Source organism: Nocardia sp. NPDC050412, assembly GCF_044458825.1.
In the GTDB taxonomy this organism is placed as follows: domain Bacteria; phylum Actinomycetota; class Actinomycetes; order Mycobacteriales; family Mycobacteriaceae; genus Nocardia.
Window position 1 is genome coordinate 103409 of record NZ_JBITIJ010000020.1, and the last position, 26080, is coordinate 129488.

General features: G+C 67.0%; 20 protein-coding genes. 12 read left to right on the forward strand and 8 right to left on the reverse strand.

Features of this window, described 5'->3' with window-relative positions; all coding sequences use genetic code 11:
* Positions 1-35 precede the first annotated feature (35 nt).
* Positions 36-2777, reverse strand: a complete 2742-nt coding sequence (locus tag ACIBI6_RS36675; protein ID WP_396959534.1) for a LuxR C-terminal-related transcriptional regulator — start codon at positions 2775-2777, stop codon at positions 36-38.
* Complete coding sequence (locus ACIBI6_RS36680; protein WP_396959536.1) at positions 2777-4597, reverse strand: Hsp70 family protein; 1821 nt, start codon at positions 4595-4597, stop codon at positions 2777-2779. The genes ACIBI6_RS36675 and ACIBI6_RS36680 overlap by 1 nt, the downstream gene beginning before the upstream one ends.
* A gap of 289 nt (positions 4598-4886) precedes the next feature.
* Here ACIBI6_RS36680 and ACIBI6_RS36685 point away from each other — a divergent pair, with 289 nt between their 5' ends.
* Genes ACIBI6_RS36685 through ACIBI6_RS36695 form a run of 3 tightly spaced genes read left to right on the forward strand, consistent with a single transcriptional unit; the run spans position 4887 to position 11585 of the window.
* Positions 4887-8135 carry an IniB N-terminal domain-containing protein gene (locus tag ACIBI6_RS36685; RefSeq protein ID WP_396959538.1) on the forward strand — a complete coding sequence of 1083 codons (3249 nt, stop codon included), beginning with the start codon at positions 4887-4889 and terminating at the stop codon, positions 8133-8135.
* A gap of 25 nt (positions 8136-8160) precedes the next feature.
* Positions 8161-10026 (forward strand): dynamin family protein, encoded by a 1866-nt coding sequence (locus ACIBI6_RS36690; protein ID WP_396959540.1) that lies wholly within the window; start codon positions 8161-8163, stop codon positions 10024-10026.
* A complete protein-coding gene (locus tag ACIBI6_RS36695) occupies positions 10023-11585 on the forward strand; it encodes a dynamin family protein (RefSeq protein ID WP_396959542.1) in 1563 nt (520 codons plus the stop codon). Before ACIBI6_RS36690 ends, ACIBI6_RS36695 begins: the two co-directional genes overlap by 4 nt.
* 75 nt (positions 11586-11660) lie before the next feature.
* Here ACIBI6_RS36695 and ACIBI6_RS36700 read toward each other — a convergent pair whose 3' ends face one another.
* Positions 11661-11957: a TetR family transcriptional regulator C-terminal domain-containing protein gene (locus ACIBI6_RS36700; RefSeq protein ID WP_396959544.1), complete on the reverse strand. Its 297-nt coding sequence runs from the start codon at positions 11955-11957 to the stop codon at positions 11661-11663.
* A gap of 50 nt (positions 11958-12007) precedes the next feature.
* Here ACIBI6_RS36700 and ACIBI6_RS36705 point away from each other — a divergent pair, with 50 nt between their 5' ends.
* The gene (locus ACIBI6_RS36705) at positions 12008-12292 is read left to right on the forward strand and encodes a hypothetical protein (protein ID WP_364355909.1); all 285 of its coding nucleotides are present in this window, start codon (positions 12008-12010) and stop codon (positions 12290-12292) included.
* Positions 12293-12353: 61 nt separating this feature from the next.
* Complete coding sequence (locus tag ACIBI6_RS36710; protein ID WP_396959547.1) at positions 12354-12995, forward strand: endonuclease; 642 nt, start codon at positions 12354-12356, stop codon at positions 12993-12995.
* A gap of 3 nt (positions 12996-12998) precedes the next feature.
* Here the strand turns inward: ACIBI6_RS36710 and ACIBI6_RS36715 are convergent, their stop codons facing one another.
* Positions 12999-13271, reverse strand: coding sequence for an XRE family transcriptional regulator (locus ACIBI6_RS36715; RefSeq protein ID WP_364355903.1), 273 nt, complete (start codon positions 13269-13271; stop codon positions 12999-13001).
* A 66-nt stretch (positions 13272-13337) separates the two neighbouring features.
* On the opposite strand from ACIBI6_RS36715, the gene ACIBI6_RS36720 reads away from it, so the two are divergent.
* A complete protein-coding gene (locus tag ACIBI6_RS36720; RefSeq protein WP_364355900.1) occupies positions 13338-13949 on the forward strand; it encodes an NUDIX hydrolase in 612 nt (203 codons plus the stop codon).
* 3 nt (positions 13950-13952) lie between these two features.
* Here ACIBI6_RS36720 and ACIBI6_RS36725 read toward each other — a convergent pair whose 3' ends face one another.
* The 3 genes from ACIBI6_RS36725 to ACIBI6_RS36735 form a co-directional block, all read right to left on the reverse strand.
* Positions 13953-15113, reverse strand: coding sequence for a zinc-binding dehydrogenase (locus ACIBI6_RS36725; RefSeq protein ID WP_396959550.1), 1161 nt, complete (start codon positions 15111-15113; stop codon positions 13953-13955).
* A gap of 223 nt (positions 15114-15336) precedes the next feature.
* Complete coding sequence (locus tag ACIBI6_RS36730; RefSeq protein WP_364355894.1) at positions 15337-15633, reverse strand: hypothetical protein; 297 nt, start codon at positions 15631-15633, stop codon at positions 15337-15339.
* A 1-nt stretch (position 15634) separates the two neighbouring features.
* Positions 15635-17344: an MFS transporter gene (locus ACIBI6_RS36735; protein WP_396959552.1), complete on the reverse strand. Its 1710-nt coding sequence runs from the start codon at positions 17342-17344 to the stop codon at positions 15635-15637.
* Between the two features lie 116 nt (positions 17345-17460).
* Here ACIBI6_RS36735 and ACIBI6_RS36740 point away from each other — a divergent pair, with 116 nt between their 5' ends.
* Entirely contained in the window at positions 17461-17946 is a 486-nt protein-coding gene (locus tag ACIBI6_RS36740; protein ID WP_364355888.1) for a MarR family winged helix-turn-helix transcriptional regulator, read from the forward strand.
* Positions 17947-17948: 2 nt separating this feature from the next.
* Here ACIBI6_RS36740 and ACIBI6_RS36745 read toward each other — a convergent pair whose 3' ends face one another.
* A complete protein-coding gene (locus ACIBI6_RS36745) occupies positions 17949-19589 on the reverse strand; it encodes an FAD-binding oxidoreductase (RefSeq protein WP_396959555.1) in 1641 nt (546 codons plus the stop codon).
* 455 nt (positions 19590-20044) lie between these two features.
* Between ACIBI6_RS36745 and dnaK the strand changes: the two genes are divergently transcribed.
* The 5 genes from dnaK (at position 20045) to ACIBI6_RS36770 (ending at position 25978) form a co-directional block, all read left to right on the forward strand.
* Positions 20045-21892 (forward strand): molecular chaperone DnaK, encoded by a 1848-nt coding sequence (gene dnaK / locus ACIBI6_RS36750; RefSeq protein ID WP_364355882.1) that lies wholly within the window; start codon positions 20045-20047, stop codon positions 21890-21892.
* The gene (gene grpE, locus ACIBI6_RS36755) at positions 21889-22575 is read left to right on the forward strand and encodes a nucleotide exchange factor GrpE (RefSeq protein ID WP_364355879.1); all 687 of its coding nucleotides are present in this window, start codon (positions 21889-21891) and stop codon (positions 22573-22575) included. The genes dnaK and grpE overlap by 4 nt, the downstream gene beginning before the upstream one ends.
* A gap of 24 nt (positions 22576-22599) precedes the next feature.
* Complete coding sequence (gene dnaJ / locus ACIBI6_RS36760) at positions 22600-23763, forward strand: molecular chaperone DnaJ (RefSeq protein WP_330251834.1); 1164 nt, start codon at positions 22600-22602, stop codon at positions 23761-23763.
* A complete protein-coding gene (locus ACIBI6_RS36765) occupies positions 23763-24164 on the forward strand; it encodes a heat shock protein transcriptional repressor HspR (protein ID WP_364355873.1) in 402 nt (133 codons plus the stop codon). The genes dnaJ and ACIBI6_RS36765 overlap by 1 nt, the downstream gene beginning before the upstream one ends.
* A gap of 644 nt (positions 24165-24808) precedes the next feature.
* Positions 24809-25978 carry an FAD-binding oxidoreductase gene (locus ACIBI6_RS36770; RefSeq protein ID WP_364355870.1) on the forward strand — a complete coding sequence of 390 codons (1170 nt, stop codon included), beginning with the start codon at positions 24809-24811 and terminating at the stop codon, positions 25976-25978.
* Positions 25979-26080 lie beyond the last annotated feature (102 nt).

Consider the following 26080-nt stretch of genomic DNA (forward strand, 5'->3'; position numbering starts at 1 on the left):
CTCGCTTCGGCGTCACGGATCGGGCCGCGCCCCGATCACACCAGCAGCGAGCCGTGTCCCATGGCGCGGAGCATCGACAATAACTCCGAACGGGAACGAGCACCGATCCGGCGTCGGATACGGGCGACATGATGCTCCACTGTCTTGGCAGAAATGTACAGGCGAGCGCCGATTTCCCGATACGTCAGACCGAGCAGCACGAGTTCGGCGACCTCGCGTTCGCGTTCGCTGAGAATTGCCGCGTCGGCGACCGGTTCCGGGGCGGCGACCTGGCCGTTGCCCGAGGCCGCGGCGGGTGCGCTCGGGCGGACCACGGGCTCCTGCGGACGGGCGTCGGCCCGGACGGTTCTGGCCAGTTTCAGCAGGGCGGTCGCGGTCGCGGAATCGGCGGCGGCCAGCGCCGCCTCGCTCGCGAGCCGGGCGGCATCCCAGGTCAGGCCGATCTCGCTGAGTCCGGCCACCGCCGCCTGCACCGGGGTCGCGGCGACCTGACCACGCAGCACCAGTACCCAGGTGCGGCCCGCGTCGGCGAGGATCGCGGCATGCCGGTCACCGGACTCGGCGGCGGCCTTGAGCAGCCGGGCGTGCGGAAGCAGTTCCTCCGGACTCTCATGTGCGATCGCGGCCTGTACGCCGTACCAGTGGAAGGCATTCGCCCATGCGGGCGGCTGGTCGAGTCGCCGCAGCAGTGCGAGGCAGGCATCGACCAGCGGTGCGATGCGGCGCTCGTCGCGCAGCCGGATGCCCGCCAGCCACAGTTCGCCGATCGGCAGCAGGGTGAGCAGGTCGGCGTCGACGTCATCGAAGAGTGGATAGGCCGCCTGCCAGGCGCGGGTGAGTGCGGCGTGGTCGCCGCTGCGGCGGGCCAGGCCGACCGCGACACCGTGCGCGAGCAGGCGGTCGCGGATATCGAGGGAATCCATTTGCAGCGCGGCGACGGTGGTCGCCGCGGCCTGTTCGTCGCCGCCGAGCATCGCGGCCCAAGCGGTGAGCACCTGCAACTGATGGCAGCGCAGGCCGCTGGTGGTGGCCCGGCGCAGCGCCTCACCGGCGCGGCGCGGTTCGCCGGTGCTCAGGCACAGCAGCGTCGCGATGGAGACCGCGGTGCACGGCAGGAACCGATCGGTACCCGCATCGGCCTGCGCGGCCTGGATGAGCGCGGATACGGCTGCGGCGGTGCCGGTTTCGTGTTCGACGATGGTGCGTGCGAGTGCGGTCGCGATCAGCCGGGCGTGCGCGTTGGCTTCGGTAGGCGGCCACTGCGTCGCCGATTCGGACAGCTGCGCGGCGGCGGCCACCTCACCGGCGAGATACTGCACGGTCGCGCCGAGCGCCCAATCCGCGCCGACCCGATGTGCGCCGAGCCAGGAATACAGCTGGGCGGCGCGCCCGACCAGACCACGGCGGGTCAGCACTGCCGCGCAAATCCGCACGGCCGCAGCGAGTTCCGCGCCGGTGACACCGGGACGGGCCAGCACCGGCTCGGCAAGTCGTATGGCCGTATCGCCGTCACCGGTACATGCGGCCGCCTCCGCCCAGCGCAGCGCGATGACGTCCGGATCTGCCCCGGCCGCCGCCGCGGCGGCGTAGTAGCGCACCGCCTCGCGTCCGGCCTTTTCTGCTGCGGCACACAGGAATTCGGCAAGGCGCTGGTCCCGGACGCCGGATTCGGCGAGCAGCAGCGCGGTGTGATCGCGCAGCAGACCCGCATCCAGTCGCGCGTTGAGCAAGCGACGCTGCACGGCCACGAAGCGGCGGTCGCCGAGCAGAGTGCGCAGCGGTGCGACCGCGGGTTCGAGCAGCAGATCGGCATCGGTGACCAGCGCGCTAGCCCTGGCCCGGTCGATCAGATCTTGGGCCGCGGCGGTGTCCACGCCGAGGACCTCGGTGAGTTCGGTGGAGTCCAGGCCGGTGCCGGTGGTGGCGACGACCAGGGTCTCCAGCAGATCCGGTTCGAGATTGTCCAGGAGGGCGCGGGCCCACGCGGCGACGGAGTCGTCGACGGCGCGGATTCCGGCATCGAGGCGGGCCGAGCAGGCGGCGGTCAGCGCGGCGACCACGCCACCGCGGCTGCCCGCGGTCTGGCGATGGATGTGCTGGGCGACCGGGCGCGGCACCGCCATGCCCAATTCGCGGGCGAACGGTGCGATATCGGAGACGCCGAGCGCGCGCAGATCGGCTATCCGACCGCGGCGCGCGACGGTGTCGGCGAGTGTGCGCAGCTGCGGATCGTGCGGGCGCGGCTGGGTCGCGACAATGACCGTGAAGCGTCCGGATTCAATTGTCGCGCAGAGCGATTCGAGGTCCGATTGGCTCAGGGTGTGGGCGTTGTCGATGATCAGGGCCGGGCGCGGTTTTCGTGGGTGTGCGCCGTCGGTGCGGTGGATCGCATGCGCTCCGTTATCGGGGCGCTCGATGATGGTGGGTTTTTCGGTGGTTCGGGTTCGGTATCCGTCGCCGGTGGCGTGGGCCGCGCCGTTGCCGGTGAGCGCGTCATCGTGGTTGGGGCGCCGCCCGTCGGCGCGGGGGACGTCTGCCATCGCATGCGCTCCGTTAGCCGAGTTGGCTTGCGCTGCAAGGTGTTCGGGCATAACTGGATCATCCCGGAATGGGATGCCGTGGGCGCGCAGGCGGGCCCGGATCACCGAGAGGAGGGTGGATTTGCCGGAGCCGGAACGGCCCCTGATCAGATAGACGACCGGTTCCCGATCTGCGGAGTCCAATTCGCGGAAGATCTCGCGTGCGCAGGGCAGCGTGTCGAAGGCGATATCACCCATCATCTGCCTCCGGGGATCTTGGGCAGTGCGGATACGACGCCGCCGACGGTGTCGCCGACCGCATCGCCCAAGGTGTTCGTCGGCAGGGACGGCACGGTCGGAACCTGCACCTGCGTCGGCGGGGCCGGCTGCGGTTGTGGCGCGGGTTGGGTTTGCGTTACCGGAGCTTCCGCCGCGGGCTGGGTGGCCGGTGCCGGTTGGGCGGGAGCTGGTTGGCTCTGGGTGGACTGGCCGTCGGTGGACTCGGCTGCGGCAGGTTGACTGCTCGTGCCGGCGACGGTGCTCGTTGCGGCAGAAGCCGGTTGTCCTGCAGCGGGTTTCGATTTCGGACTGCCGACGGGCGAATCCTTCGCGGAGGTCGTCGCCGCGCCGGTGGAAGTGCCGCCATCGGTCGCCGCGACGACGGACGCGCCTGGCGTTGTTGTCGGATCGGAGCTCGCGGGTGGGGTCGGGCCGGACTGCGCGCCGGTGCCGATGGCGACGGTGCCCGTCGCGAGTGCGCCGAGCACCAGGGCCGCGCCCGCGATGATGGCGGCGCGTTGGCGGCCGCTGAGCCTGCGGCGTCGCTCGCTCGTGCCGGGCAGGGTCTTTTTGGGCTCGGTGTCATCGCGCGAAACGCCACCGCTGGCTACCGCACTGCTGGTCGGGCGGGTCGCGGACTTTTCGATCGGCCGCGGCACGGTGGGCAGTTCCTCGGTGCGTGCGTTGCTGCCCATGGCTGCCACCGGCGTGCGATCCACGGTGACCGACAACAGGTCCGCGGCCAGTTCCGCGGCGCCGAGCGCGCTGGTGAGCCGCGGCTGCGGCGCGGCGACCACGGGGAGTCCGAATTCGGTGGAGATCAACTCGGCTACCAGTGGGATCGCGCCGCCGCCGCCGGTGAGCAGCACCCTGCCGATATCACCGACATCGAGTCCGGCGCGATGTACCGCATCGCGGATGAGATCGAGCGAGGTCAGTAAAGGCCCGCGCAGTAGGTCCTCGAGTTCGTCGCGGACCAGTCGGATGTTTTCGGCGTGGTGATCGGCCGGGTTCAAACGGACCGGGACAACCGTCGCGGTATTTGTGGAAAGCTCTTCTTTCGCATATCGGCAGCGATCGCGCAATGCCGACAATTCCCGTTCCACCACCGGATCGAACGGATCGAAATCATTTCCACCCAAGGCGTTAGCCAGGACATAGCGCATGGCCAACAGATCGAATTCGGCGCCGGCGACATCGGTAGTGCGCAATGGCGCGCCGAGCACGGCGGCCTGCGCGCCGGTGCGCACCACCGAGACGGTAAGGCCGGACGCGCCGAGGTCGTATACGACAACCGTGTCGTCGCCGAGCGGGCCGTGCGCGGCCTCCAGCCAGCGCACCGACGCGGTCGGCTCCGGAACCAAGGTCACCTCGCGCAGGCCCGCGCGATCCAGCGCGGCCCGCTGCACATCGACGGTATGTCGCGACCACCACGCCGGATGGCAGGCGACGATGGAATGCGCGGCACCGGCGCCGACCTCATCGATCAGACAGCCGACCGCGGTGGACACGAGATCCGCTGCGGAGTGGGCGGTTCCGTCCTCGGCGAGGATATCCACCGGATCACCGACCCGGGCGAGGAAGCCCTCGAGTACTACGTCACTCGAGTGCCTGCCGGTGGGTCGGGCACCGCTGCCGAATGCGGGCGCAGCATGCGGGGCGAGGCGCAACACACTCGGATGAGTGATGACAGAGTCGCCGGAGTGGCCCCTGTCATAGTCGCCGCCGTCCCCCGGGGTCGCCACGGCGACCGAATTCGACGCTCCGACAGTGATGCCGAGCGCCAGACGCTCTGTCATTCGAGAACCCCGTTCGCAAACTCTGTGGCCCGGTAGTCGCTGTTGTGTGGACAGGAAGGCGGAGTTGACCTGCCAGCCGCACCACTTCTGTCGGTTGCTGGGCGTCCGCCGTTACTTAGTCGGGGAAGTTGCGGGGAAATTCCCCTAACGGTTCGGGTGCCCCTAACCGGAACGTTCGGTGCGTAGTAGGGGTGCGCCCCGTTTCGGAGTAACGCCGGGCGTCCCTAGCGTGAAAAGCATTCCAACGACTGCGGATCGCGAGGGTCCGCTCATCCAGGAGATGATTTCGATGACACCCAACGCGATTCTGGAGTTCATTCTCAACCTGCTCCGTGACCACGAGGCGGCGGTGGGTTATTGCGCCAATCCCGGCCAGGCGCTGGCAGCTGCCGGTTTGCCCGCCGTGACGCCGGAGGACATCGCCGCCGTCGCCCCCATGGTCGCCGAATCGGCCCTGATCGCCGGCGGCTCGCAGCTGTCGGCGATTGTGGCGGCCGGTGGTGCTGGAGCCGCCGAAGCCGGGGCCGCCGCCGGTGCCAATACCGCCGCCGCGGTCGGACTCGGCGCGGCCGCCGATGCGGGCGTGGACCTCGGCACCGATATCGACCTCGGCGCCGATCTCGGCCTGGGTGCCGGGCTCAACGGCGCGATCGGAGCTGGCCTGCAGGCCGGCGCTGACCTCGGCGCCGGTCTCGGCAGCATTGTCGGCGCGGGCGCGGATCTGACCGCCGGTCTCGGCGGCGCCATCGGCGCCGGTGTGCAGGCCGTGACGGGTCTCGGTGGTGCGCTGGGGGGCGCGCTCGGTGCGGGTGCGCAGGCTGGTGCGGATCTGGCCACCGGCCTGGAGGGTGCGCTCGGTGCCGGAGCGCAGGTCGGCACGGGTCTGGCGGGAGCTCTTGGTGCGGGCCTGAACGGCGGCGCGCAGGTGATTTCTGGCTTGGAGACGGGTCTCGGTGGCGCAGTCGACGCGGGTGCCGACCTCGGTGCCGGGCTGAGCGGCGTCATCGGAGCGGGCACCCAATTGGGTGCTGACCTCGGCGGTGCCCTCGGCGCCGGTGCCCAAGCGGGCGCCGACCTGGGCGCTGGTCTTTCGGCCGGGCTCGGCGGCGCTGTCGGTGCGGGCGGCGAGCTCGGCGCTGGCCTCGGTGGTGTGGTGGATGCGGGTGCTCAGGCTGCGACGGGTCTTGGTGGTGCTTTTGGTGTGGGTGGTCAGGCGGGTGCGGATCTGGGTGCTGGTCTGGGTGGTGTGGTGGATGCGGGTGCCGAAGCTGCGACGGGTCTCGGGGCTGGTCTCGGTGGGGCGGTCGGCGCGGGTGGTCAGGTCGGTGCGGATCTCGGCGCTGGTCTCGGCGGCACGATCGACGCAGGCGCACACGCGATTTCTGGCTTGGAGACCGGCCTCGGCGGCACACTGGACGCCGGCGCCCAGGCCTCGACCGGATTCTCCAGCGCAATCGGCACCGCAGCCGACGCGAACGCCGATTTGTCCACAGGTCTCACAGGCGCGGTGAACGCCGGCGCGCAAGCGGGTTCCGATCTGGGTGGCAGCGTATCCACCGGCCTGGGCGGCGGCTTGTCCACCGGTTTGGGTGGTGCTGTTGATGCCGGTGCGCAGGCGACCGGTGGTGTGGAGTCCGGTTTGTCCACCGGAATCGGTGGCGCGCTCGATGGTGGTGCGCACCTGGGCTCTGAGCTCGGTGGCAATCTGTCGACGGGGCTGGAGGGTGCGGCTGGTGCTGGTGCCGATCTCGGTGGCGGTTTGTCCACAGGCTTGGGTGGTGCGGTCGGCGCTGGGACGCAGGTCGGTGCTGACCTGGGTGGCGGTCTGTCGACGGGGCTGGAGGGCGCGGCTGGTGCTGGTGCACACGCTGGTGCCGATCTGTCCACGGGGCTGAGCGGTGCTGTTGGCGGCGGTGCACAGGCTGGTGCTGACCTGGGTGGCGGTTTGTCCACGGGGTTGGGTGGTGCTGTTGATGCTGGGGCGCAGGCGGCCGGTGGTTTGGAATCCGGGTTGTCCACTGGAATTGGTGGTGCGCTCGGTGGTGGTGCGCAGTGGGGTTCTGAATTCGGCGGTGGTTTGTCGACTGGTCTGGAGGGGGCAGCAGGTGCCGGTGCACAGGCTGGTGCGGATCTGGGGGGTGGTTTGTCCACAGGGCTCGGCGGTGCGGTTGATGCAGGTGCTCAGGCGGCGAGCGGTCTGGAAGCGGGGCTGTCCACCGGGATTGGTGGGGCTGCGGGAGTTGGGGGTGGTTTGTCCACAGGGTTGAGCGGTGCTGTTGATGCTGGGGCGCAGGCGACTTCCGGGATCGAGGGCGCTTTCGATGCGGGGGCACATGCGGGTAGTGGGCTCGGTGGTGGGCTGGAGGCTGGGCTGGGCGGTGCGCTGGATGCCGGTGCTGGGCTCGGTGGTGGGGTGTCGAGTGGGGCTTCGTCGGCGATCGGTACCGGTGCTCAGGTGACGACGGGACTGGAGTCGAGTTTGGCTACCGGTGCAGCGCTCGGTGCGGGTGCTGAGCTCGGTGGCGGGTTGTCGAGCACTCTGGGCGGTGCTCTCAACGGCGGCACGCAGGTTGGAGCGGATCTGGGTGACGCTGGGACGCACGCTACGTCCGGGTTCTCCAGCGCCATCGGTGGCGCGGCTGATCTGGGTGGCGGTTTGTCCACAGGTCTGGGTGGTGCGGTCGGCGCCGGGACGCAAGCCGGTGCGGGCCTGTCCACGGGCATCGGCGCTGGTGCACAGGCTGGTGGCGATCTCGGCGCGGGTCTGTCCTCGGGTCTGAATGGCGCGGTCGGTGCTGGTGCGCATGCGGGTTCGGAGCTCGGTGCGGGTCTGTCGTCGGGTGTGAGTGGCGCGGTCGGTGCTGGTGCGCATGCGGGTTCGGAGCTCGGTGCGGGTCTGTCCACAGGCTTGAGCGGTGCTGCTGATGCCGGGGGCCATGCGGCGACCGGTTTGGAGACAGGGCTGTCAACCGGAGTCGGTGCGGCTACCGGGCTCGGCGGTAGTGCGTCGACCGGAGCACAGGGTGCCGTCGACGCCGGAACGCATCTGGGCACGGGGCTGGAGACCGGTCTTTCCAGCGGAATCAGCAGTGGCGTCCACGCCGGTAGCGGTCTGGAAACCGGTCTCGGCGGGGGCATCGACGGTGGTGCGCATGCCGGATCCGGTTTGGCGACAGGGCTGTCCACCGGTGTCGGCGGCACAGCGGATGCGGGCCTCGGACTCTCGTCGAGCGTCGACTCCACGGTGCACTCCGGCGCCGCGGCACAGACCAGCGCGAACGGCGCCGCGGATCTGGGCGGCCACGCCGGTTCCACACTGACCGGCGCCTCCTCGACCGTCGGGTCCACCGCGAATACCTGGTCGTCGCTGGACGTTTCCAACGCCTTCGGTTCCGGACTGGATAGTTCGGCGGGTTCGCATCTGGACACCTCGGTCACCGCCCACAGCGATTCCAGCCTCTTCACCGATACTCATGCAGGTACCGATCTGGCCGGACATGCCGGCGGCGATCTCGGCGGCGACGCCTTCCTGCACTAAGAGATATTCGTACGAAAGAGGTTCGATGGGGACACCCGCAGTGAATGCTCAACCGCCCGCGGTACCGATGCTGACGGTATTGGGTGAAACCATCGCCGCGGCGCGCGCCGCGGGTCGCAATGATCTGGTCAGTCGCCTGGAAATGGCGGCCGACCGGGTCCGCGATCCGCGTCGCCGCATCGTGATCGTCGGACACCTCGGTCAGGGCAAGAGCTGCTTCGTCAATGCCCTGTTGAATCTCGAGATCTGCCCGGTCGGCGATGACGCGACTACCGCGGTCCCCACCTTGCTCTCGCACGGTCCCGAACCGTATGCCGAACTGGTGCTGGCCGGTCCGAGCGGAACCGAGGAGGCGCGCGTTCCGGTACCGGTCGACGAGATCGGCATGATCACCGTCCACACACCGCAGGCCCACGGTCGTCGGGTGCTGCGCATCGAGATCCAACTTCCGAATCCGCTGCTCGCCGACGGCATAGTCCTGGTGGACACCCCCGGCGTTGGCGGACACGGAAGTGGTTATGCGGCAGGCGTACTCGGCCTGGTCGCGACCGCTGACGCGGTTCTGGTGCTTTCGGATGCCTCCACCGAACTCACCGAACCGGAGCTGACCTTCCTCCGGCAGGTCCGCGAACTGTGCCCGACCACCGCATTGCTGCTCACCAAGATCGACCTGTATCCGCATTGGCGCCAAGTGCATGAGGCCGATCAGGGTCATCTGGGCCGAGCCCGGGTCGAGGTGCCGATCATCCCGGTTTCCGCGGTACTGCGCAGGCACGCGATGCTGCTGCAGGACCAGCAGCTCGGCGTCGAATCGGGCTTCGGTGTGCTGTACCAGTTCCTGCGTGAACAGGTGGTGGCCCGCGACCAAGCCGCGACCCTGGTCGCGGTGGCGCACGACATCCAGTCGGCCGCAGAGCATTTGGCGCTCGCGCTCGGCAGTGAACTGGTCGCGCTGCGCGATCCCCGCCAGGGCGCGATGGCGGTGCGCGAGCTGCAGTTGGCGAAGACCACCGCCGAGGATCTGCATCGGCGCACCTCGGCCTGGCAGTTGACCCTCTCCGACGGCATCACCGACCTGGCCGGCGATGTCGATCACGATCTGCGCGAGCGTCTGCGCGAGATCGCCAGAACGGGTGAGGAATGGATCGATGAGCACGATCCGGGCCGCCATTGGGACCGGATTGCCGAATGGCTCACCGGCGATATCGACACCGCGCTGGGCGACAACCTGTTGTGGACGCATACCCGCGCCGTGGAGCTCGCCGAGCGGGTCGCCGAGCATTTCACCGAGATCGGCATGGTCGAACTGCCGGATGTCAGCTCCGGCCTGCACACCGAGGACAGCCGCGCGGGCGGGGGCACCCTCGCCGATCTGGAGCCCGATATCGGCTTCGGCAGCAAGATTCTGATCGGCATGCGCGGCTCATACGGTGGCGTGTTGATGGTCGGGCTCGCGACCACCTTCGCTGGGTTGGCGATGCTCAATCCGATCTCGATCGGTGCCGGTGTCCTGGTGGGCGGCAAGGCTTTCCGCGATGACAAGCAGGCCAGACTGGCCCGCCGCCGCAACGAGGCCAAGGTCGCCATCCGGCGTTTCATCGACGACGTCGCTTTCCAGGCGGGCAAGGAATCCAAGGACCGCCTGCACCGCATCCATCGGGCGTTGCGCGATCACTACACCGGTGTCGCCGAACGCAGCCTGCGCTCCATCGACGATTCGCTGCGGGCCGCGCAGGAGGCGGCGAATATGGAAACGGCCCGCCGGACCGAGCGCTGCGCGGTGCTCGACCGGCAACTGCACATGGTCGCCGAGCTGCGACGCTATGCGGATGCTATGCAACCGGCCATCGCCGCGCCGCGGAAAGGGGCCGCCGGTACGGTAACCCCGTGAGAAGAGACGTGACCCGGCATGATGTTCGGCGTTCGCCCGGCATTGTCGCCGAGGCGCATCAGCTGGTCGCCGCGGCCAGACAGGCATTTCCCCGTGAGCCGCGACCGCGTGCGCTGTTGGCCGACTGTGCGCGCCGCCTGGATCAGCCGCTGCGAGTGGCGCTGGCGGGTTCGTTGAAGGCGGGCAAGTCGACCTTGCTCAACTCCCTGGTCGGTCAGGATATCGCTCCGACCGACGCGACCGAATGCACGCGCGTGGTCACCTGGTACCGCAACGGCTCGACCCCGAGCGTCACGGCTTATGCACCCGACGGCTCGACGGCGAATGTGGTGGTGCGCCGCGGCAGCGGCACGCACGGGCTCACCTTCGATCTGGAACGACTGAACTGGAATGCGCCGGGACCGCGCGAGGTCGACCATCTCGAGGTCGAGTGGCCCGCCGCCGCACTGGCGAACACCACCATCATCGACACCCCGGGGACATCGTCGCTGTCGCGGGAGGTGTCACTGCGCACCGCGCGACTGCTTACCCCCGGTGATGCCGACGGCGAGCACGGCGCGGCGGCCGTATCGGCTCCGGGCGCGGACGCCGTGGTCTATCTGCTGCGTCGGCTCGATGATGCCGATGTCCGGTTCCTCGAACAGGTCGGTGCCGGAACTGCTGGCGCGCAGGGCATTTCGGGTCCGCTGGGCGTTATCGGTGTGGTCTCGCGTGCCGACGAGATCGGCGCGGGCCGGATCGATGCCCTGCACTCCGCCCGCGACGTCGCAGCACGTTTCGCTGGTGAGTTGGAGCGAACGGGACTGTGTCAGGCGGTAATTCCGGTCGCCGGTCTGCTCGCATTCGCCGCGGCAACGCTGCGTCAGCAGGAATTCACCGCCTTCGAGGCGCTGGCCCGGGTCCCGGTCGAGGAGTTGAGCGCCGCTTTGCTCTCGGCAGATCGTTTCGCGCGCGCTGATATTCCACTCCCGGTCCCGCCCGAACTCCGCGCCCAGCTCGCAGCACGTTTCGGCCTCTTCGGAATTCGCATGGCGGTCACACTGATCCGCCTCGGCGTGCGCGACTCCGCCGCGCTGGCAGCGGAATTGACCAACCGCAGCGGCGTGGACGAACTCCGCTCGGTCCTCGACGTCCAATTCGGCCAGCGCGCCGATCAACTCAAGGCTCACTCGGCCCTCACCGCCCTGGCGCGTGTGCTCACCGCATACCCTGGCACCTCCGCCGATCAGCTGCTACCCAGAGTTCGCACCCTGCTCGCCGACGTGCACGGTTTCGCCGAGCTCCGCCTGCTCGGTCGCCTGCGCACCGATGAATTGGCCCTGCCCGCAGCGGATCTCGCCGAACTGCACCGCCTGATCGGCGGCTCCGGCGTCGCCCCGCATCTGCGACTCGGCTTGCCCTTCGGCACCGACCCCGCAGTCCAGCGCTCCCAGGCCATGGCCGCCGTGCGCAAATGGCGTGCCCGTGCCCGCCACCCGCTTGCCGATCAGTTCACCACAACCGCCTGCCTCACCGCAGCTCGCAGCGCCGAAGGAACTTTGAGCCTGCTGCCGGAATAGTCCCGCACCGAGCTGAGTCGAATGGCGGTTCAGTTCATCGAGGCGAGTCGAATGGTCGCTCCCGCAGCCACCATTTCAGCTGGTGATTCGGCGCAAGGCGGCAGCCAGGTCCTTTCCGGACGGCGCGTGGTCCGGATCGATCAGCACCTGGGCGGCAAGCCCCGTCAGTAGCGCCTGGTAGAGGGACCCGATTGCGCGCCCGCCGCTGGTATCGGATTCAGCGATGCCCTCGAAGAGCCGGGCCAACCCACGGCGAGCTTCGTCGAGACTTGCCGCCAACTGTTCGCGGGTCGCCTCGTCCTGACCCGATTGGGTAAGGATGTCGAAGGTCGCCGACCAGAGGCCGCGGTGCTCGGCAATCGATTCGAGCACCGCCGTCCAGTTCGCTTCGAAACATTGCAGCGCAGTCGAAGGGCGCGGACTTGTCGCTGGTCGGTGCATACATTCTGGCCGGTGAACTCGCCGCCGCGGGTGGTGATCACACCATCGCCTTCGCCCGCTACCGCGCGGAAATGCTCCCGATGGTGCGGGCCTGCCAGACCTTCGCCGAGGGCGTCGGCAAGTGGTATGCGCCGCCGAGTAATTCGATGATCCGCATGCGCAATCTCAATGTCCGCCTGCTGCCGTATCTGCCGTGGCGGGGACTGATCGGCGGTGCGCCGCAGAAGGTCGCCCGCACGGTCGTCGCCAAGGATTACGCGGTGTAGTCCCGGGTGTGGACCCGCGACCCATGGGTACGCCCCGGATATCCGAACCCAGGAGCATGCGATGACTCAAAAAGATGTGGTGAACGCTTTGCTGGACCGGGCGGGCACGGGCTACGCGGCCGAGGCCGGTATCAATTTGGCCGATAAACCCGCTCCACTATTCCAACTCCTCATGCTCGCCGAATTGCTCAGCACCCGGATCTCCGCCGATATCGCCGTCGCGGCGGGCAAGGAGCTGGTGAGCAGCGGATATCGCACCCCGAAGCGGGTCGCGGACGCCGACTGGCAGGAACTGGTCGACGCACTGGGGCGCGCCCATTACAAGCGGTATGACGAAAGTACGGCATCGCGCTTGGGTGCGAACGCGTCGCGCGTGCTGGACCGCTACGGCGGCGATCTGCGCAAACTCGCCGACGAAGCCGAGCACGATCCGTCCCGTGCCGCCGAACTGCTGCAACAGTTCCAGGGCATCGGACCGACCGGCAGCGATATCTTCCTGCGTGAAGTCCAGGACGTATGGACCTGGGCCCGACCGCATTTCGACGAACGCGCGCTGAGCGGCGCCGAACGCGTCCGACTCCCGAAAGATCCGGACCGCCTGGCCGAACTCGCGCCGGAAAACCACACCGCCGATCTGGCCGCAGCGCTGGTCCGCGTCACATTGGACCGCCAGATCGCCGATGAGGTGCTCGCCGCGAGCTGAGGCTCAGGTGATCAGCATCCGCACCCGGAGACCGGCCGCGGCGATCATATTGACCAGCGCGTCCAGGCTGAACAGCTGCGTTCGGCCGCCCAGCAGGTCGGAGATCCGCGCGGTGGTGACGTCTAGGTGCTCGGCGGCGGCCTCCGGACTCCAGCCTTCGGCCGCGATCCGGTCGGTCAGTTCGAATATCAACTGCGACCGCAGCCGCATATTCTCGACGTCACCCCGGATGTCATCGATCGCATCCCACACGATGTCGAAGATCTTCTCGGCCATGCTTAGCCCACCTTCTCGAGCTGTTCGAGGACGTATGCGCGCTGCTGGTGTACAAGTGGAGAGACCGTGCCCATCGTCGCAGCAGGTGCGGCCAAACGGCGGCAACTCCGCCGAACCCGCGTATTTCCGGACCCGGCGAAGGAAGGTCGTGAGGTGATGTCGGACCGCGACGCGAAACCATTCGCCCAGGTGAGACTGGCCGCGGGAGCGCTATTCGTGCGCAGCGAGGACGTGCTGCTGGTCCATCCGGACGATCGGGGCGCTTGGGACATTCCGGGCGGCATTGTCGCGCGGGGCGAATCACCGGCAGCGGCCTGTCGTCGCGCGATCCGCGAAGAACTCGGCCTCGACCGCCCGCCGTGCCGATTGCTCGTGCACGACTGGGAGCAGAAACCCGCCGGCGACAAAATCCGCTACATCTTCGACTGCGGCGAACTCGGCGACGAATCGGTCATCCAACTGCGGGCGAAACTGGACCGCTGGCAGTGGGTCCGCGTCGACACCGTGGACACCTTCGCCGGACCCGAGCCGTCGCGCCGCATCTGGCAGGCCTTCCGTGCCCGGATGGAGGGCCACGCCGCCTACCTCGAACACGGCGCACCCGCGCTCAGCTACCCGGACACCGCCACGCCCTCGTGGCTCGATCGGCAGCCTGACCGCGACCGCCACCTCGGCTGAGCTTCAGGGCGTCGTCGCGGTACTGGCCGGGTCGATCAGGATCTTCGCGTGCTGTTCCGGATCGGCCAGCGCGCTGAACGCATTATCGATACCATCCAGCCCGACGGTGCCGGTGATCAAGCGAGCCGGGTCGACCTTCCCGTCGGCGATCATATGCAGCGCGTCGCGGAATTCACCGGGGTCGTAGCCGAAGGCGAAGCGGAGTTCGATCTCCTTGTTGATGGCCATCGCCGGTTGGAAGCGGTCGGTCTCCATGCAGACGCCGACCACGACCACGCGCGACAGCGGCGGCGCGGCCATCAGGATCTGATCGATAATGCCCGGCACACCAACGCATTCGAAGATTGCCGGGCCCGCCGGACCCGCATTGAGCGAATGCGCCAGCCGGAAGACGTACCACCACGGCAGATTCGGGACGCGGCGCAGCCGTTCCATGGTGTCGAAACCGAGGCTGAGAATGTCGGTGACACCATTGATCCGCCCGCGCTTCGGCGCTGCTGCCCAAGGGGATTCGGTCGCGGGATCGACGACGATATCGGCGCCGCAGCCGACGGCGAGTTCGCGGCGACGTGGTGAGAAGTCACTGGCGACAACGGTGCGCACGCCAGCCGCCTTCAGCATGCTTATAACGGCCAAACCGATAGGGCCGCAGCCGATTACGAAAGCCGTCTGCCCCTTGCCGACCCGCCCCGTGCGCACCGCGTGCCAGGCGACGGCCATCGGCTCGGTGAGTGCGGCATGTTCGGCCGAAACTCCGTTGGGGATCGGCATTGTCATGGACTCTTGCACCACCACCTGCTCGGCATATGCACCTGGCGCGGCCGTCGAGAGCCCGGTCAGCTGCGGTGCACCGTCGTGGCGCACGATCGGCAGTGCCACCACGGGCGTGCCCGTCCGCCAGCGTTTGCGGCAGCCCGGCCCGTAATCGACTATCTCGCCGCTGAATTCATGTCCGAGCACCACACTCTGCTCCGCGCGCATGAATTGGTCGTATCCGGTGCGTGCGGCCAATTCGGCCATCTCGTCGGCATGGGCGCGAGCATGCAGGTCGGACCCGCAAATGCCACATCGCGACACATTGATCAGCACCTGCCCACGCCCGGGCGTCGGTGTCGGCAACTCCTCCACCGAAAACTTGGTATTGGTGACGACGGCGGCCCTCATTGACGAACTCCTCGGATCGGCGGCGCGCGGTGGGCTCGAAGCTTCCCTTTGCCGCCACCCTACTGCCGCGTTCGTCGAATCCAGCGAAAATCGCACGTCTGGATCAGACAGTTGCCTGTGCGAGTGCCTCGGCTTCGCGGCATGTGGAAGGGGGCCCAGGGGGTCGGGTGACGTCGGCACGGGATGGCGGCTCCCCGGGGACGGGGGAGCCGCCATCCCGCTACTACTGACGCTCCAGCATCGCAATGACCACTTCGTTCAGGTATTCCTCGATACCGCGCCCGCCGCGCTCGGCCTCGTGCACGGTGATGTGCTGGTCGGCGGCCTTCTGCTTCAGTGCCGCACGCGAATCCGGTTCCACGCCGCCGCCGATGATCAGATCGGTGATCTCGCCGGTATCGAGTACCCGAAACGCTTCGGCGTCGGCGACGACACCCACGGCTGCAAAACCATTGGCGCGCAACAACTTGGTCGCGGTGTCCACAATCTCCGGGCGACGGCCGATAGCAAGTACTTTCAACTCAGACTCCCGTCGGTACCAGTTCCAGAGGATCGTCGATTTCGTGCTGCTCGAGCCGTGCACTCCTGGGGAGTACGAGGAAGCCGAGGCACATGATGGCCAGCAGGCCGATCCCGTACCACAGCGTGTAGCGGAAGGTGTTGGCGAAATTCACCGCATTGGCCCGTTCGCCCGCATCGGTGAGCACCTGTGTCACAGCGTAATTGGCCGCATCGGAGCTCTGGCAACTGTCCGGGACGGCCGTAGGATCGATCTGCGCCGACCGATCACGAACGCAGGCAACGAAATTCGCGATGATCTGGTCCTGTACCGGTTCCGGAAGACCGATCGTCGAGAGTTCGGTGCGCACCTGCGGCGTGACCGCCTCGACCCCGCGTGCCGAATCATGGTCCAGCTGACCGAAGAACACCACGCCGACCAATGCGACACCGAGCGCGGTGCCGAGCTGCTGACCGGTATTGAGCAGCCCGGACGCCGCCCCCGCCTCACGCGCGGGCACCTGACCGAGCAGCAGGTCGATGGTCGGTGCGACCACCATGCCGAATCCGGCACCTGTGATGATCAGTGGAATCACCATCTGCCACGACGCGATCGACGCACCGTAATGCGCGGCCAGCCATCCGTACAGCGCGAATCCACCGGCATTCACCACACCACCGGCGACCAGCACGATCCGCCCGAACCGCGGCGCGAGCACGCTCACCGAAACTCCGGCCCCGATGCCTGCGCCGACCGCGAAGAAGACCGCCGTGAGCCCGGCCCGCATCGCCGACCAGCCCAGCCCGGCCTGCATGAACAGCGTCCAGATCAGGAAGAACCCGCCGAGCCCGATCCAGAACAGTAGCCAACTAGCGAGGCCGACGGTGAACGGACGGGACCGGAACAGCTCCAGATCGATCAGCGGTGATCCGACGGTCCGCGCCCGCCGTCGCTCGAAGGCGACGAATGCGCCGAAGATGACCGCGGTGCTCGCCATCATGATGAAAGTCCATGCGGGCCAACCCAATCGGCGGCCCTCGGTGAGCGGATAGGCCAGCAGGAGTACCGCGGAGATCGCCAGCACCATGCCGATGGGATCCAGTCGCGGTGCGGCCGCCGAGCGCGAATCCCGCATGACGATGGTCGCGGCGATGAGCGCCGCGATCCCGACCGGCACATTGACCAGGAAGATCGGTCGCCAGTCCAGATCGAACAGATTCCATTGCACCAGCAGTCCGCCGAGTGACAGTCCGACCGCCGAGGCCGAGCCGCCGACTCCGCTGTAGATGGCGATGGCCTTGGCGCGTTCCTGCTGCGGGAAGGTGGCACGGATGATGGCGAGGATCTGCGGAACCATCAGCGCCGCCATCGCGCCTTGGACGAACCGGGAGGTGATCAGCATGGTCGGGTCCGAGCTGAAGCCGCAGGCGGCCGAGGCCAGCGTGAATCCGGTCATGCCGATCAGGAAGATGCGCTTGCGGCCGTAGATATCGCCGAGCCGTCCGCCGGTGATCAGTACCGCGGCGAAGGCGAGCACATAGGCCGAGATGATCCATTCGATCTGCGAATACTGGGCGCCCAGATCGGTCTGAATGCTCGGCACCGCGACATTGACGATGGTGACGTCGAGCAGATCCATGAAGCCCGCGGCGAGCACGACCGCGAAGGCGATCCAGCGGCGCGGGTCGAGTTGTGGGGGCGCATCCGCGCCTGGGGAAATGTCGGTATCCACGAGCAGGCTCTTTTCGAATCGGTGGAGTAGGGCGACACCTCAAACTATGCACATGAAGTGATTATCAATCAAGTGTGCAATCACTAAGAGTGCATTGACCGCGGTATGCTCGATGTGTGACCGATCCGACCTTCGTGCCGCTGTCCGAGCACCCTGCCTTCCTGTTCGGCCAGCTCGGATTCCATGTCGCTCAGCGCTTCGCCGACCTGCTCGCTCCGCTGGGCATCAGTCCGCGCCACTACGGCACGCTGCGGATCTTGCGTGCCAATGACGGCCAATCGCAGCAACAGTTGTGCGAGGCGCAGCGGATCCATCGCAATGTGATGGTCGGGCTGGTGGACGAACTGGAGAAGCGCGGACTCGTCGAGCGGCGCAAACATCCGACGGACCGGCGCGCGCACGCCGTCTACCTACTGCCCGCGGCGCATGAGCTACTCACCCGGGCCGAGGAGATCGTGACCGGATTGAATGCGGACATCACGGCTGCGCTCGATCCGGACGAGCGCGCCACCCTGGTCGACCTACTGCAGCGCACCGCGGCGGCGAACGGACTGATCCCCGGCATCCATCCGGGCTTGGCCCGCCAAGCGGACAAGTGCTGAGCTCAGATCAGCACGCCGGGATTGAGGATTCCGGCCGGATCCAGCGCGGATTTGGCGGCCCGCAGCGCATTCGCGAACGGGTCGGGACGCTGGCGGTCGTACCAGGGTCGGTGGTCCCGGCCCACCGCGTGATGGTGCGTGATGGTCCCGCCTGCGGCCGAGAGTGCCTCGGAGACAGCCGCTTTGATGTCATCCCACTGCGCTAGCGTGTTGCCCCAGCGACCGGCGGCGTAGATGCCGAAATAAGGTGCCGGACCGTCCGGATACACATGGGTGAAGCGGCAGGTCACCACGCCGGTAGCGCCGACTGATCGGATAGCCGCGTTCGCGGCCTCGGTCACCGCTGTCTTCAGATTGTCGAATTTGTCCCAGGTGCAGGCGGTTTCGAAGGTTTCGGCGATCATCGACTGGGCGGCGACGGCATCGCGCTGATAGGGCATCCGCAAGAACGACGAACGCCAGGTGTCGGCCGCGCCCGAACCTCCTCGGTGCTCGGTGGATTCGGTGTAGCGCGCGGGTTCGGGAAGGGTGCCGCCGTGGTCGGCGACCAGCTCGAGTGCGCGTTCCAGCCAGGTGCGCGTCGGATGATCGGCGGATTCGAATCCGAGTACCAGCACGCCGCCGCTCGTCGCGGCACCGGCATTGAGAAATGCCTCGGCCGGATCGAGCAGCCGGCAGTTGGTCGGGTACAGGCCGGATTGGGCGATGGCCCTGGTCGCGGCTACCGCTTGGGCGTATTCGTCGAAGTGCGCGGAAGCCGTTGCGCGCCAACGTGGCCGGTCCTGTAAGCGCATCCACGCCTCGGTGATTATTCCGAGTGTCCCCTCGGATCCGAGGAACATCCGGTCCGGCGACGGCCCCGCCCCCGAACCGGGCAGCCGCCTCGATTCGCTTGTGCCCGTTGGCGTCACCACCCGCATCGACTCGACCAGATCATCGATATGGGTGTACAGCGTCGCGAAATGTCCACCGGCCCTGGTGGCCAGCCAGCCGCCGAGCGTGGAGAATTCGAACGACTGCGGAAAATGCCGCAGCGTCAGATTCGCGCCGCGCAGTTGATCCTCCAGCGCCGGACCGAGGACTCCGGCCTGAATTCGCGCCGCTCGGCTGGTGCGATCGATCTCGAGCACCCGATCGAGACGGCCGAGGTCCAGACTGATCGCCCCCGCGAATTCGTCTGGCCCGGCAGCGCTCGGCCCAGCGGATGCGGCTCGGCTGGGCAATCTCGGCTCGACCCCGCCCACCACGGAAGTGCCACCACCGAATGGGATTACCGCGATATTCGCCCCGGCCGCCCAGTCGAGCACATCGACGATCTCGCTTTCCGTGCGCGGCCGAACGACCAGATCCGGCGCATTGCGCACCTCGCCGAGCAGATTGCGCACCACATCGCGAAATGCCTGACCGTGCGCGTGCGCGGCTCGATCGGCCGGATCCGCCGACACCGACTCGGCGAGCGAATCCGGCGCGGTCACTCGTGGTTCGGGAAGCCCGAGCGATTCGATCGACGGCGGTTCGTGTGGTGTGAGATCCGCACCGGGCAGCATCGCCGCGACCCGCGCGGTCAGCGCCGTCAGCTCCGCGCCGACGACCGCATCCTCGACATTCCCCCAGCCCCACCACGACCGCGTCTTCGTCGACACTTCCACTCCTCTCGGGGGATCGACGGCGATCGGCACCACCGTCGCCGCCATCCTCGTGGACCGCCGGATGCACGGGCAACCTGCACGGGGCGGATCCAGCGACTGTTGATCAGAAGTGGTCAACCGGCTCGCGCTCTCGGGCCTGACGAGAATGGCGGGCGACACCCCGTTCTCCCCGAATCGGGAATAGACCGCGTGGGCCGTCGGTTGAGCTGTTCGACAACATTGAGTGTGATCGGCTCAAGTTTCAGTTGACGCCCGGTGTCGAATGGGTGCAGGATTGAGCCGACCACGCTCAGCGTTGCTGGGACCGTGCTCCGTGAGGTGCTTGGGGCGAGGTCTCGTGGCACCCGACTCGGTTGTCCCGAGCGGATGTCGCAGAGCGGGTAGAGCGCCCGAAAACCGCGAATACCCAGCACCGACACCAGTAGTTACACCAACTAGGAGGAACCACCATGGCTCGTGCGGTCGGAATCGACCTCGGGACCACGAACTCGGTCGTCGCCGTTCTCGAAGGCGGCGAGCCGGTCGTCGTCGCGAACTCTGAAGGCTCGCGCACCACCCCATCGATCGTCGCGTTCGCCAAGAACGGAGAGGTTCTGACGGGTCAGCCCGCCAAGAACCAGGCGGTCACCAACGTCGACCGCACCATCCGCTCGGTCAAGCGCCACATCGGCACCGATTGGTCGGTGGCCATCGACGACAAGAAGTACACCGCGCAGGAGATCAGCGCGCGCGTGCTGATGAAGCTGAAGCGTGACGCCGAGTCCTACCTGGGCGAGGAGATCACCGACGCGGTCATCACCGTGCCCGCGTACTTCGAGGACTCGCAGCGTCAGGCCACCAAGGAGGCCGGTCAGATCGCCGGTCTGAACGTGCTGCGCATCGTCAACGAGCCCACCGCGGCCGCACTCGCGTACGGCCTGGACAAGGGCGACAAGGAACAGACCATCCTGGTCTTCGACCTCGGTGGCGGCACCTTCGACGTCTCGCTGCTGGAAATCGGCGAGGGCGTCGTCGAGGTCCGCGCCACCTCCGGTGACAACCACCTCGGTGGTGACGACTGGGACGAGCGCGTCGTGAGCTGGCTGGTCGACAAGTTCAAGGCCAGTGCGGGCATCGACCTGACCAAGGACAAGATGGCCATGCAGCGCCTGCGTGAGGCGGCTGAGAAGGCCAAGATCGAGCTGAGCTCCTCGCAGAGCACCTCGATCAACCTGCCCTACATCACCGTCGACGCCGACAAGAACCCGCTGTTCCTCGACGAGCAGCTGACCCGCGCCGAATTCCAGAAGATCACCTCGGACCTGCTCGACCGCACCCGTGCGCCGTTCCAGTCCGTGATCAAGGACGCGGGTATCAATGTCGCCGATATCGACCACGTCGTGCTCGTCGGTGGCTCGACCCGTATGCCCGCCGTCTCGGACCTGGTCCGCGAGCTGACCGGCGGCAAGGAGCCCAACAAGGGCGTGAACCCGGACGAGGTCGTCGCCGTCGGCGCCGCCCTGCAGGCCGGTGTGCTCAAGGGTGAGGTCAAGGACGTCCTGCTGCTCGATGTCACCCCGCTGTCGCTGGGTATCGAGACCAAGGGCGGCGTGATGACCAAGCTCATCGAGCGCAACACCACCATCCCGACCAAGCGCTCGGAGACCTTCACCACCGCCGATGACAACCAGCCATCGGTGCAGATCCAGGTGTTCCAGGGTGAGCGCGAGATCGCCTCGCACAACAAGCTGCTCGGCTCCTTCGAGCTGACCGGCATTCCGCCGGCCCCGCGCGGTGTGCCGCAGATCGAGGTCACCTTCGATATCGACGCCAACGGCATCGTGCACGTGACCGCGAAGGACAAGGGCACCGGCAAGGAGAACACGATCAAGATCCAGGACGGCTCCGGCCTGTCCAAGGAGGAGATCGACCGGATGGTCAAGGATGCCGAGGCGCACGCCGCCGAGGACAAGGCCCGCCGTGAGGAGGCCGAGACCCGCAACCAGGCCGAGTCGCTGGTGCACCAGACCGAGAAGTTCATCAAGGACAACGAGGACAAGGTCCCCGCGGACGTCAAGACCAAGGTCGAGGCGGCCATCTCCGAGGCCAACGAGGCGCTCAAGGGCACCGATATCGCGGCCGTGAAGTCCGCGGTGGAGAAGCTCGCGACCGAATCGCAGGCGTTGGGTCAGGCGATCTACGAGGCATCGGCCGCCGAGCAGGCCGCGTCCGGCAATGGCGCGGCGAGCTCCGCCAACGATGACCAGGTCGTGGATGCCGAGGTCGTGGACGAGCCGGTCGACACGGAGAAGAAGTGAGCGAGGGAAACTCCGAACAGGAGCCGATCACCTTCGTCGACAACCGCAAGATCGATCCGCAGGAGCGGAGCCAGCGGAGCGACCAGACGGCTCAGGCCGGTGAAATCCGGGAACCGGCGGCAGAACAGTCCGCCGCCGGGCCCGGTCCCGAAGCCGGGAACGGCACCGAACCCATCATCGGTTCCGATGGGGGCGCCGAGATCCTGGCCGAGGCCATCACCAAGGAGCTGGCCGAGCGCACCGCCGACTTGCAGCGGCTGACCGCCGAATACGCCAACTACCGGCGTCGGGTCGAGCGGGACCGGCAGGCCACCATCGATTCCGCCAAGGCGGCCGTGGTCTCCGATTTGCTCGGCGTACTCGACGATCTCGATCGTGCGCGGGCGCACGGCGATCTCGATACCGGACCGCTCAAGTCGGTCGCGGATAAGCTCGCCGACGCGCTGCACAAGCAGGGTCTGCAGGAGTTCGGTACGGAGGGTGAGCCTTTCGACCCGACCCTGCACGAGGCCGTGCAGCACGAGGGCTCCGGCCACGATCCGGTGATCGGCCTTGTCATGCGCAAGGGCTATCGGTTCGGCGATCGAGTGCTTCGGCACGCGCTGGTCGGGGTAACCGATGGCGTGGCCGATCTGGTCGAAGAAGAGGCATCGGATGCTGATGCCAATGCGAACAACCAATAAGAACCCGAGAGGAGGAGATGCCCGGTGAGCCAACGGGAGTGGATCGAAAAGGACTTCTACAAGGAACTGGGTGTCTCCTCCAGCGCCTCACAGGACGAGATCAAGAAGGCGTACCGCAAGCTCGCACGTGACCTGCATCCGGATGCCAATCCCGGCGATACCAAGGCCGAGGAGCGGTTCAAAACCGTCAGCGAGGCGCATGCCGTGCTGTCGGATCCGGCCAAGCGCAAGGAATACGACGAGACCCGAAAGCTGTTCGCCGGTGGCGGATACGGGCGTGGTGGTTTCACTCCCGGTGCGGGCGGCGGCTTCTCGCAGGACTTCAACATCGGCGACATCTTCGGTCAGGCGAATGCCGGCGACGGTGGCCTCGGTGACCTGCTCGGCGGCCTGTTCAACCGGGGCGGCACGCGCACCGCGAGCCGCCCGCGCCGCGGCGCCGATGTGGAGACCGAGACGACCCTCGGCTTCCGCGAGGCAGCGCAAGGTGTCACGGTTCCGCTGCGGATGACCAGTCCGTCGCCGTGTACGACCTGTCACGGCAGCGGCGCCAAGCCGGGGACAAGTCCACGAGTCTGCCCCGTCTGCAATGGAAACGGCGTGATCAGCCGCAACCAGGGCGCGTTCGGCTTCAGCGAGCCGTGCGACGAATGCCGTGGTACCGGTTCGATCATCGATGATCCGTGCGTCGACTGCCACGGCAGCGGCATCCAGAATCGGACCCGCACCATTACGGTGCGGATTCCCCCGGGTGTCAGCGATGGGCAGAAGATCCGGCTGGCCGGACAGGGCGAGGCCGGACTGCGTGGTGCGCCCTCGGGTGATCTCTATGTCACCGTGCACGTCAGCCAGGACAAGGTTTTCGGCCGCAACGGCGACGATCTGACCCTGGTGCTGCCGGTCAGTTACAGTGAATTGGTGTTGGGCACAACGGTTTCCGTGCCCACGCTGGAAGGGCGCGTCGGCGTCAAGGTGCCTGCGGGCACCGCGGACGGTCGCATCCTGCGGGTGCGCGGACGTGGCGTGCCCAAGCGCGGTCCCGGCGGCGGGGCGGGTGATCTGCTCGTCACCGTCAAGGTGGCCGTGCCGCAGAAGCTGGACGACAATGCCGCCGAGGCGCTCAAGCGCTATGCGGAGGCGGAGAAGACCAGTGGGTTCGATCCACGTGCGGGATGGGCAGGTGCGTGATGTCCGATAATCCGAAGCAGGCAGCCAGTGGGGCGTCGCGGGCGGAGTTCTTCATGATCTCAGTGGCGGCCCAGTTGGCGGGAATGCACGCGCAGACACTGCGTACGTATGACCGTCTCGGACTGGTTACACCGCAACGGACTTCGGGTGGCGGTCGACGTTATTCGGCACGGGACGTCGAACTGCTCCGCGAGGTGCAGCGGCTATCCCAGGACGAGGGCGTCAACCTGGCGGGCATCAAGCGCATCATCGAACTCACCAATCAGGTCGAGGAACTGCAACAGCGCGTCGCCGAGATGTCGGCCGAGCTGGACCGGCTGCGTGCGGGGTATCGCCCCGATCTAACGCCGCCGCAACGCAGTACCGCACTGGTGGTGTGGAAGCCGCGCAATAGGCGCTGATAAGCGCGAAAGGCTCCGGGAATCGGTTTCCGCCGACCCCGGAGCCTTTGTCATTCGCGCGGGTAAGTAAATTTCCTTTGCGCATATCGGGTCGAGGCCTCGAATAACTGCCGGCAGTGCTCGAGCAAACTCCGGACTCGGGATTCGTTACCCGACAATCGGTTCGGCAGCCGATGGGTTCGGCACGCGGTTCGAGAGGATTGCTGGTGATGTGCCGAGCTGTGAAGTTTGCTGTGGCCCTTGATTCAGCAAACTATGTGCCGGATCCGCTCGTCGATTCCGTCGGTCGCCGGGTCGGCGGGCGCTCGCGGTTTGCCTGAGCCGGATGGGTGCACCCGTATCGCGGGTTGCCGCGCGATCGCTCCAAGACCCCGACTGGGATGAAATTTGCAAACCGGGCCTTCCGAATTCGGTGGTTATATGACGGATTTCGCCGTCGTGTTCGTTCTTTCGGTTTGTTTTCAAGGGTTTTCGTGGTGCGGAGCCTCGTTTCGAGGGAATTACATGCGTGATGTTTATGCGACTGATTCCGTAGCTGGCAAACCTCGCATACACTCGTTCGCATCGGCTGCTGTCGAGTGTCCCGCAGCACCTCACTCGCCGGCACAGGTTTGTGTTCGAGTGCAAAAGGGGTTGTGACACAAATGGATTCGCGGACCGTCGCATTGATAAGAACGACCTTCAAGGCGGTTGCTGCGGAGGAGGGGGGTTCGGCCAAGCTAGCCAGTTCGTTCTACGCGATCCTGTTCACGGACTATCCCGCCATCCGGGATTTCTTCCCCGCGGCGATGGATTCCCAGCGTGACAGATTGGTGAAAGCCATCTCCTATGCGCTGGATCGGCTGGAAGAGCCCAATGAGTTATTGCCATTCCTAGCCCAACTCGGGCGCGATCACCGCAAGTACGGGGTGCAGGCCGCGCATTACAACGCCGTGGCGACCTCGTTGAAGTCCGCGATGCGGATTTTCGCGGGCACCGAGATGTGGACCGACGAGGTCGACCGAGCCTGGGACGAGGGCCTGAAGATCATCGGCGACACCATGATCGGCGCGGCCGAACAGGAATCGACGCCGCCGGTCTGGAGCGGGACCGTCGTCGAGCGACGCGAGGTGCTGCGCAATCTTGCCGTAGTACGGCTGCAATTGAATCAGCCGATGCAATACGCGGCGGGCCAGTACATCAGCGTGCAGATCCCGGCCCGGCCGCGCATGTGGCGCTATCTGTCCCCAGCGGTGCCCGCGAATGCGAACGGAGAGATCGAATTCCACATCCGCGGAGTGCTCGGCGGCTGGGTCAGCCCAGCCATCGTCGGCCACACCAATATCGGAGACCAGTGGCTGCTCGGCTCACCGCTCGGCGGACTCGGCATACCACGCAATGTGAAACGCAAAATGCTGATGGTCGGTTGCGGTACCGGCATCGCACCCCTGCGCGCCCAGCTCATGGCGATGGCACAGCGGCGCGTCAATCCGCGGGTGCACCTGTTCGTCGGCGGCCATCACCCCTGTGACCTCTACGATCTCGAGATCCTGAGCCACCTGGCCACCGCCAATAAATGGCTCACCGTCACGCCGGTCACCGAGAGCGATGAAAATCCATGGTGGTACCTGGATTCCGGCGAACCGGAGCACACCTGGCCAGGACTGGAAGCTCGGTTGACCGGTCAGATCGGCAAGGTCGTCGCGAGCTACAGTTCCTGGTCCGACCGGGATGTGCAGATAGTCGGATCACCCTCGATGGTGCAGACCACCAAGTTCCGACTCATGGCAGCAGGCACGCAAACCAAGAACATCCGTCACGATCCGCTGTTCTGAGTTTTTGGCCGCGCCTGCGGCGCGGCGTGTTCGCGGCCCCCTGGTGTCTCGCGTCCGAGCCGTCGAGACTCGCGACTTCGTCGCATGCGCTTCGACGGCTCG

Bases quoted from the DNA above. Each gene is read 5' to 3' on its own strand.
- ACIBI6_RS36675 (WP_396959534.1), bottom strand. From the start codon at position 2,777: ATGGGTGATATCGCCTTCGACACGCTGCCCTGCGCACGCGAGATCTTC.
- ACIBI6_RS36680 (WP_396959536.1), bottom strand. From the start codon at position 4,597: ATGACAGAGCGTCTGGCGCTCGGCATCACTGTCGGAGCGTCGAATTCG.
- ACIBI6_RS36685 (WP_396959538.1), top strand. From the start codon at position 4,887: ATGACACCCAACGCGATTCTGGAGTTCATTCTCAACCTGCTCCGTGAC.
- ACIBI6_RS36690 (WP_396959540.1), top strand. From the start codon at position 8,161: ATGGGGACACCCGCAGTGAATGCTCAACCGCCCGCGGTACCGATGCTG.
- ACIBI6_RS36710 (WP_396959547.1), top strand. From the start codon at position 12,354: ATGACTCAAAAAGATGTGGTGAACGCTTTGCTGGACCGGGCGGGCACG.
- ACIBI6_RS36715 (WP_364355903.1), bottom strand. From the start codon at position 13,271: ATGGCCGAGAAGATCTTCGACATCGTGTGGGATGCGATCGATGACATC.
- ACIBI6_RS36725 (WP_396959550.1), bottom strand. From the start codon at position 15,113: ATGAGGGCCGCCGTCGTCACCAATACCAAGTTTTCGGTGGAGGAGTTG.
- dnaK (WP_364355882.1), top strand. From the start codon at position 20,045: ATGGCTCGTGCGGTCGGAATCGACCTCGGGACCACGAACTCGGTCGTC.
- ACIBI6_RS36765 (WP_364355873.1), top strand. From the start codon at position 23,763: ATGTCCGATAATCCGAAGCAGGCAGCCAGTGGGGCGTCGCGGGCGGAG.
- ACIBI6_RS36770 (WP_364355870.1), top strand. From the start codon at position 24,809: ATGGATTCGCGGACCGTCGCATTGATAAGAACGACCTTCAAGGCGGTT.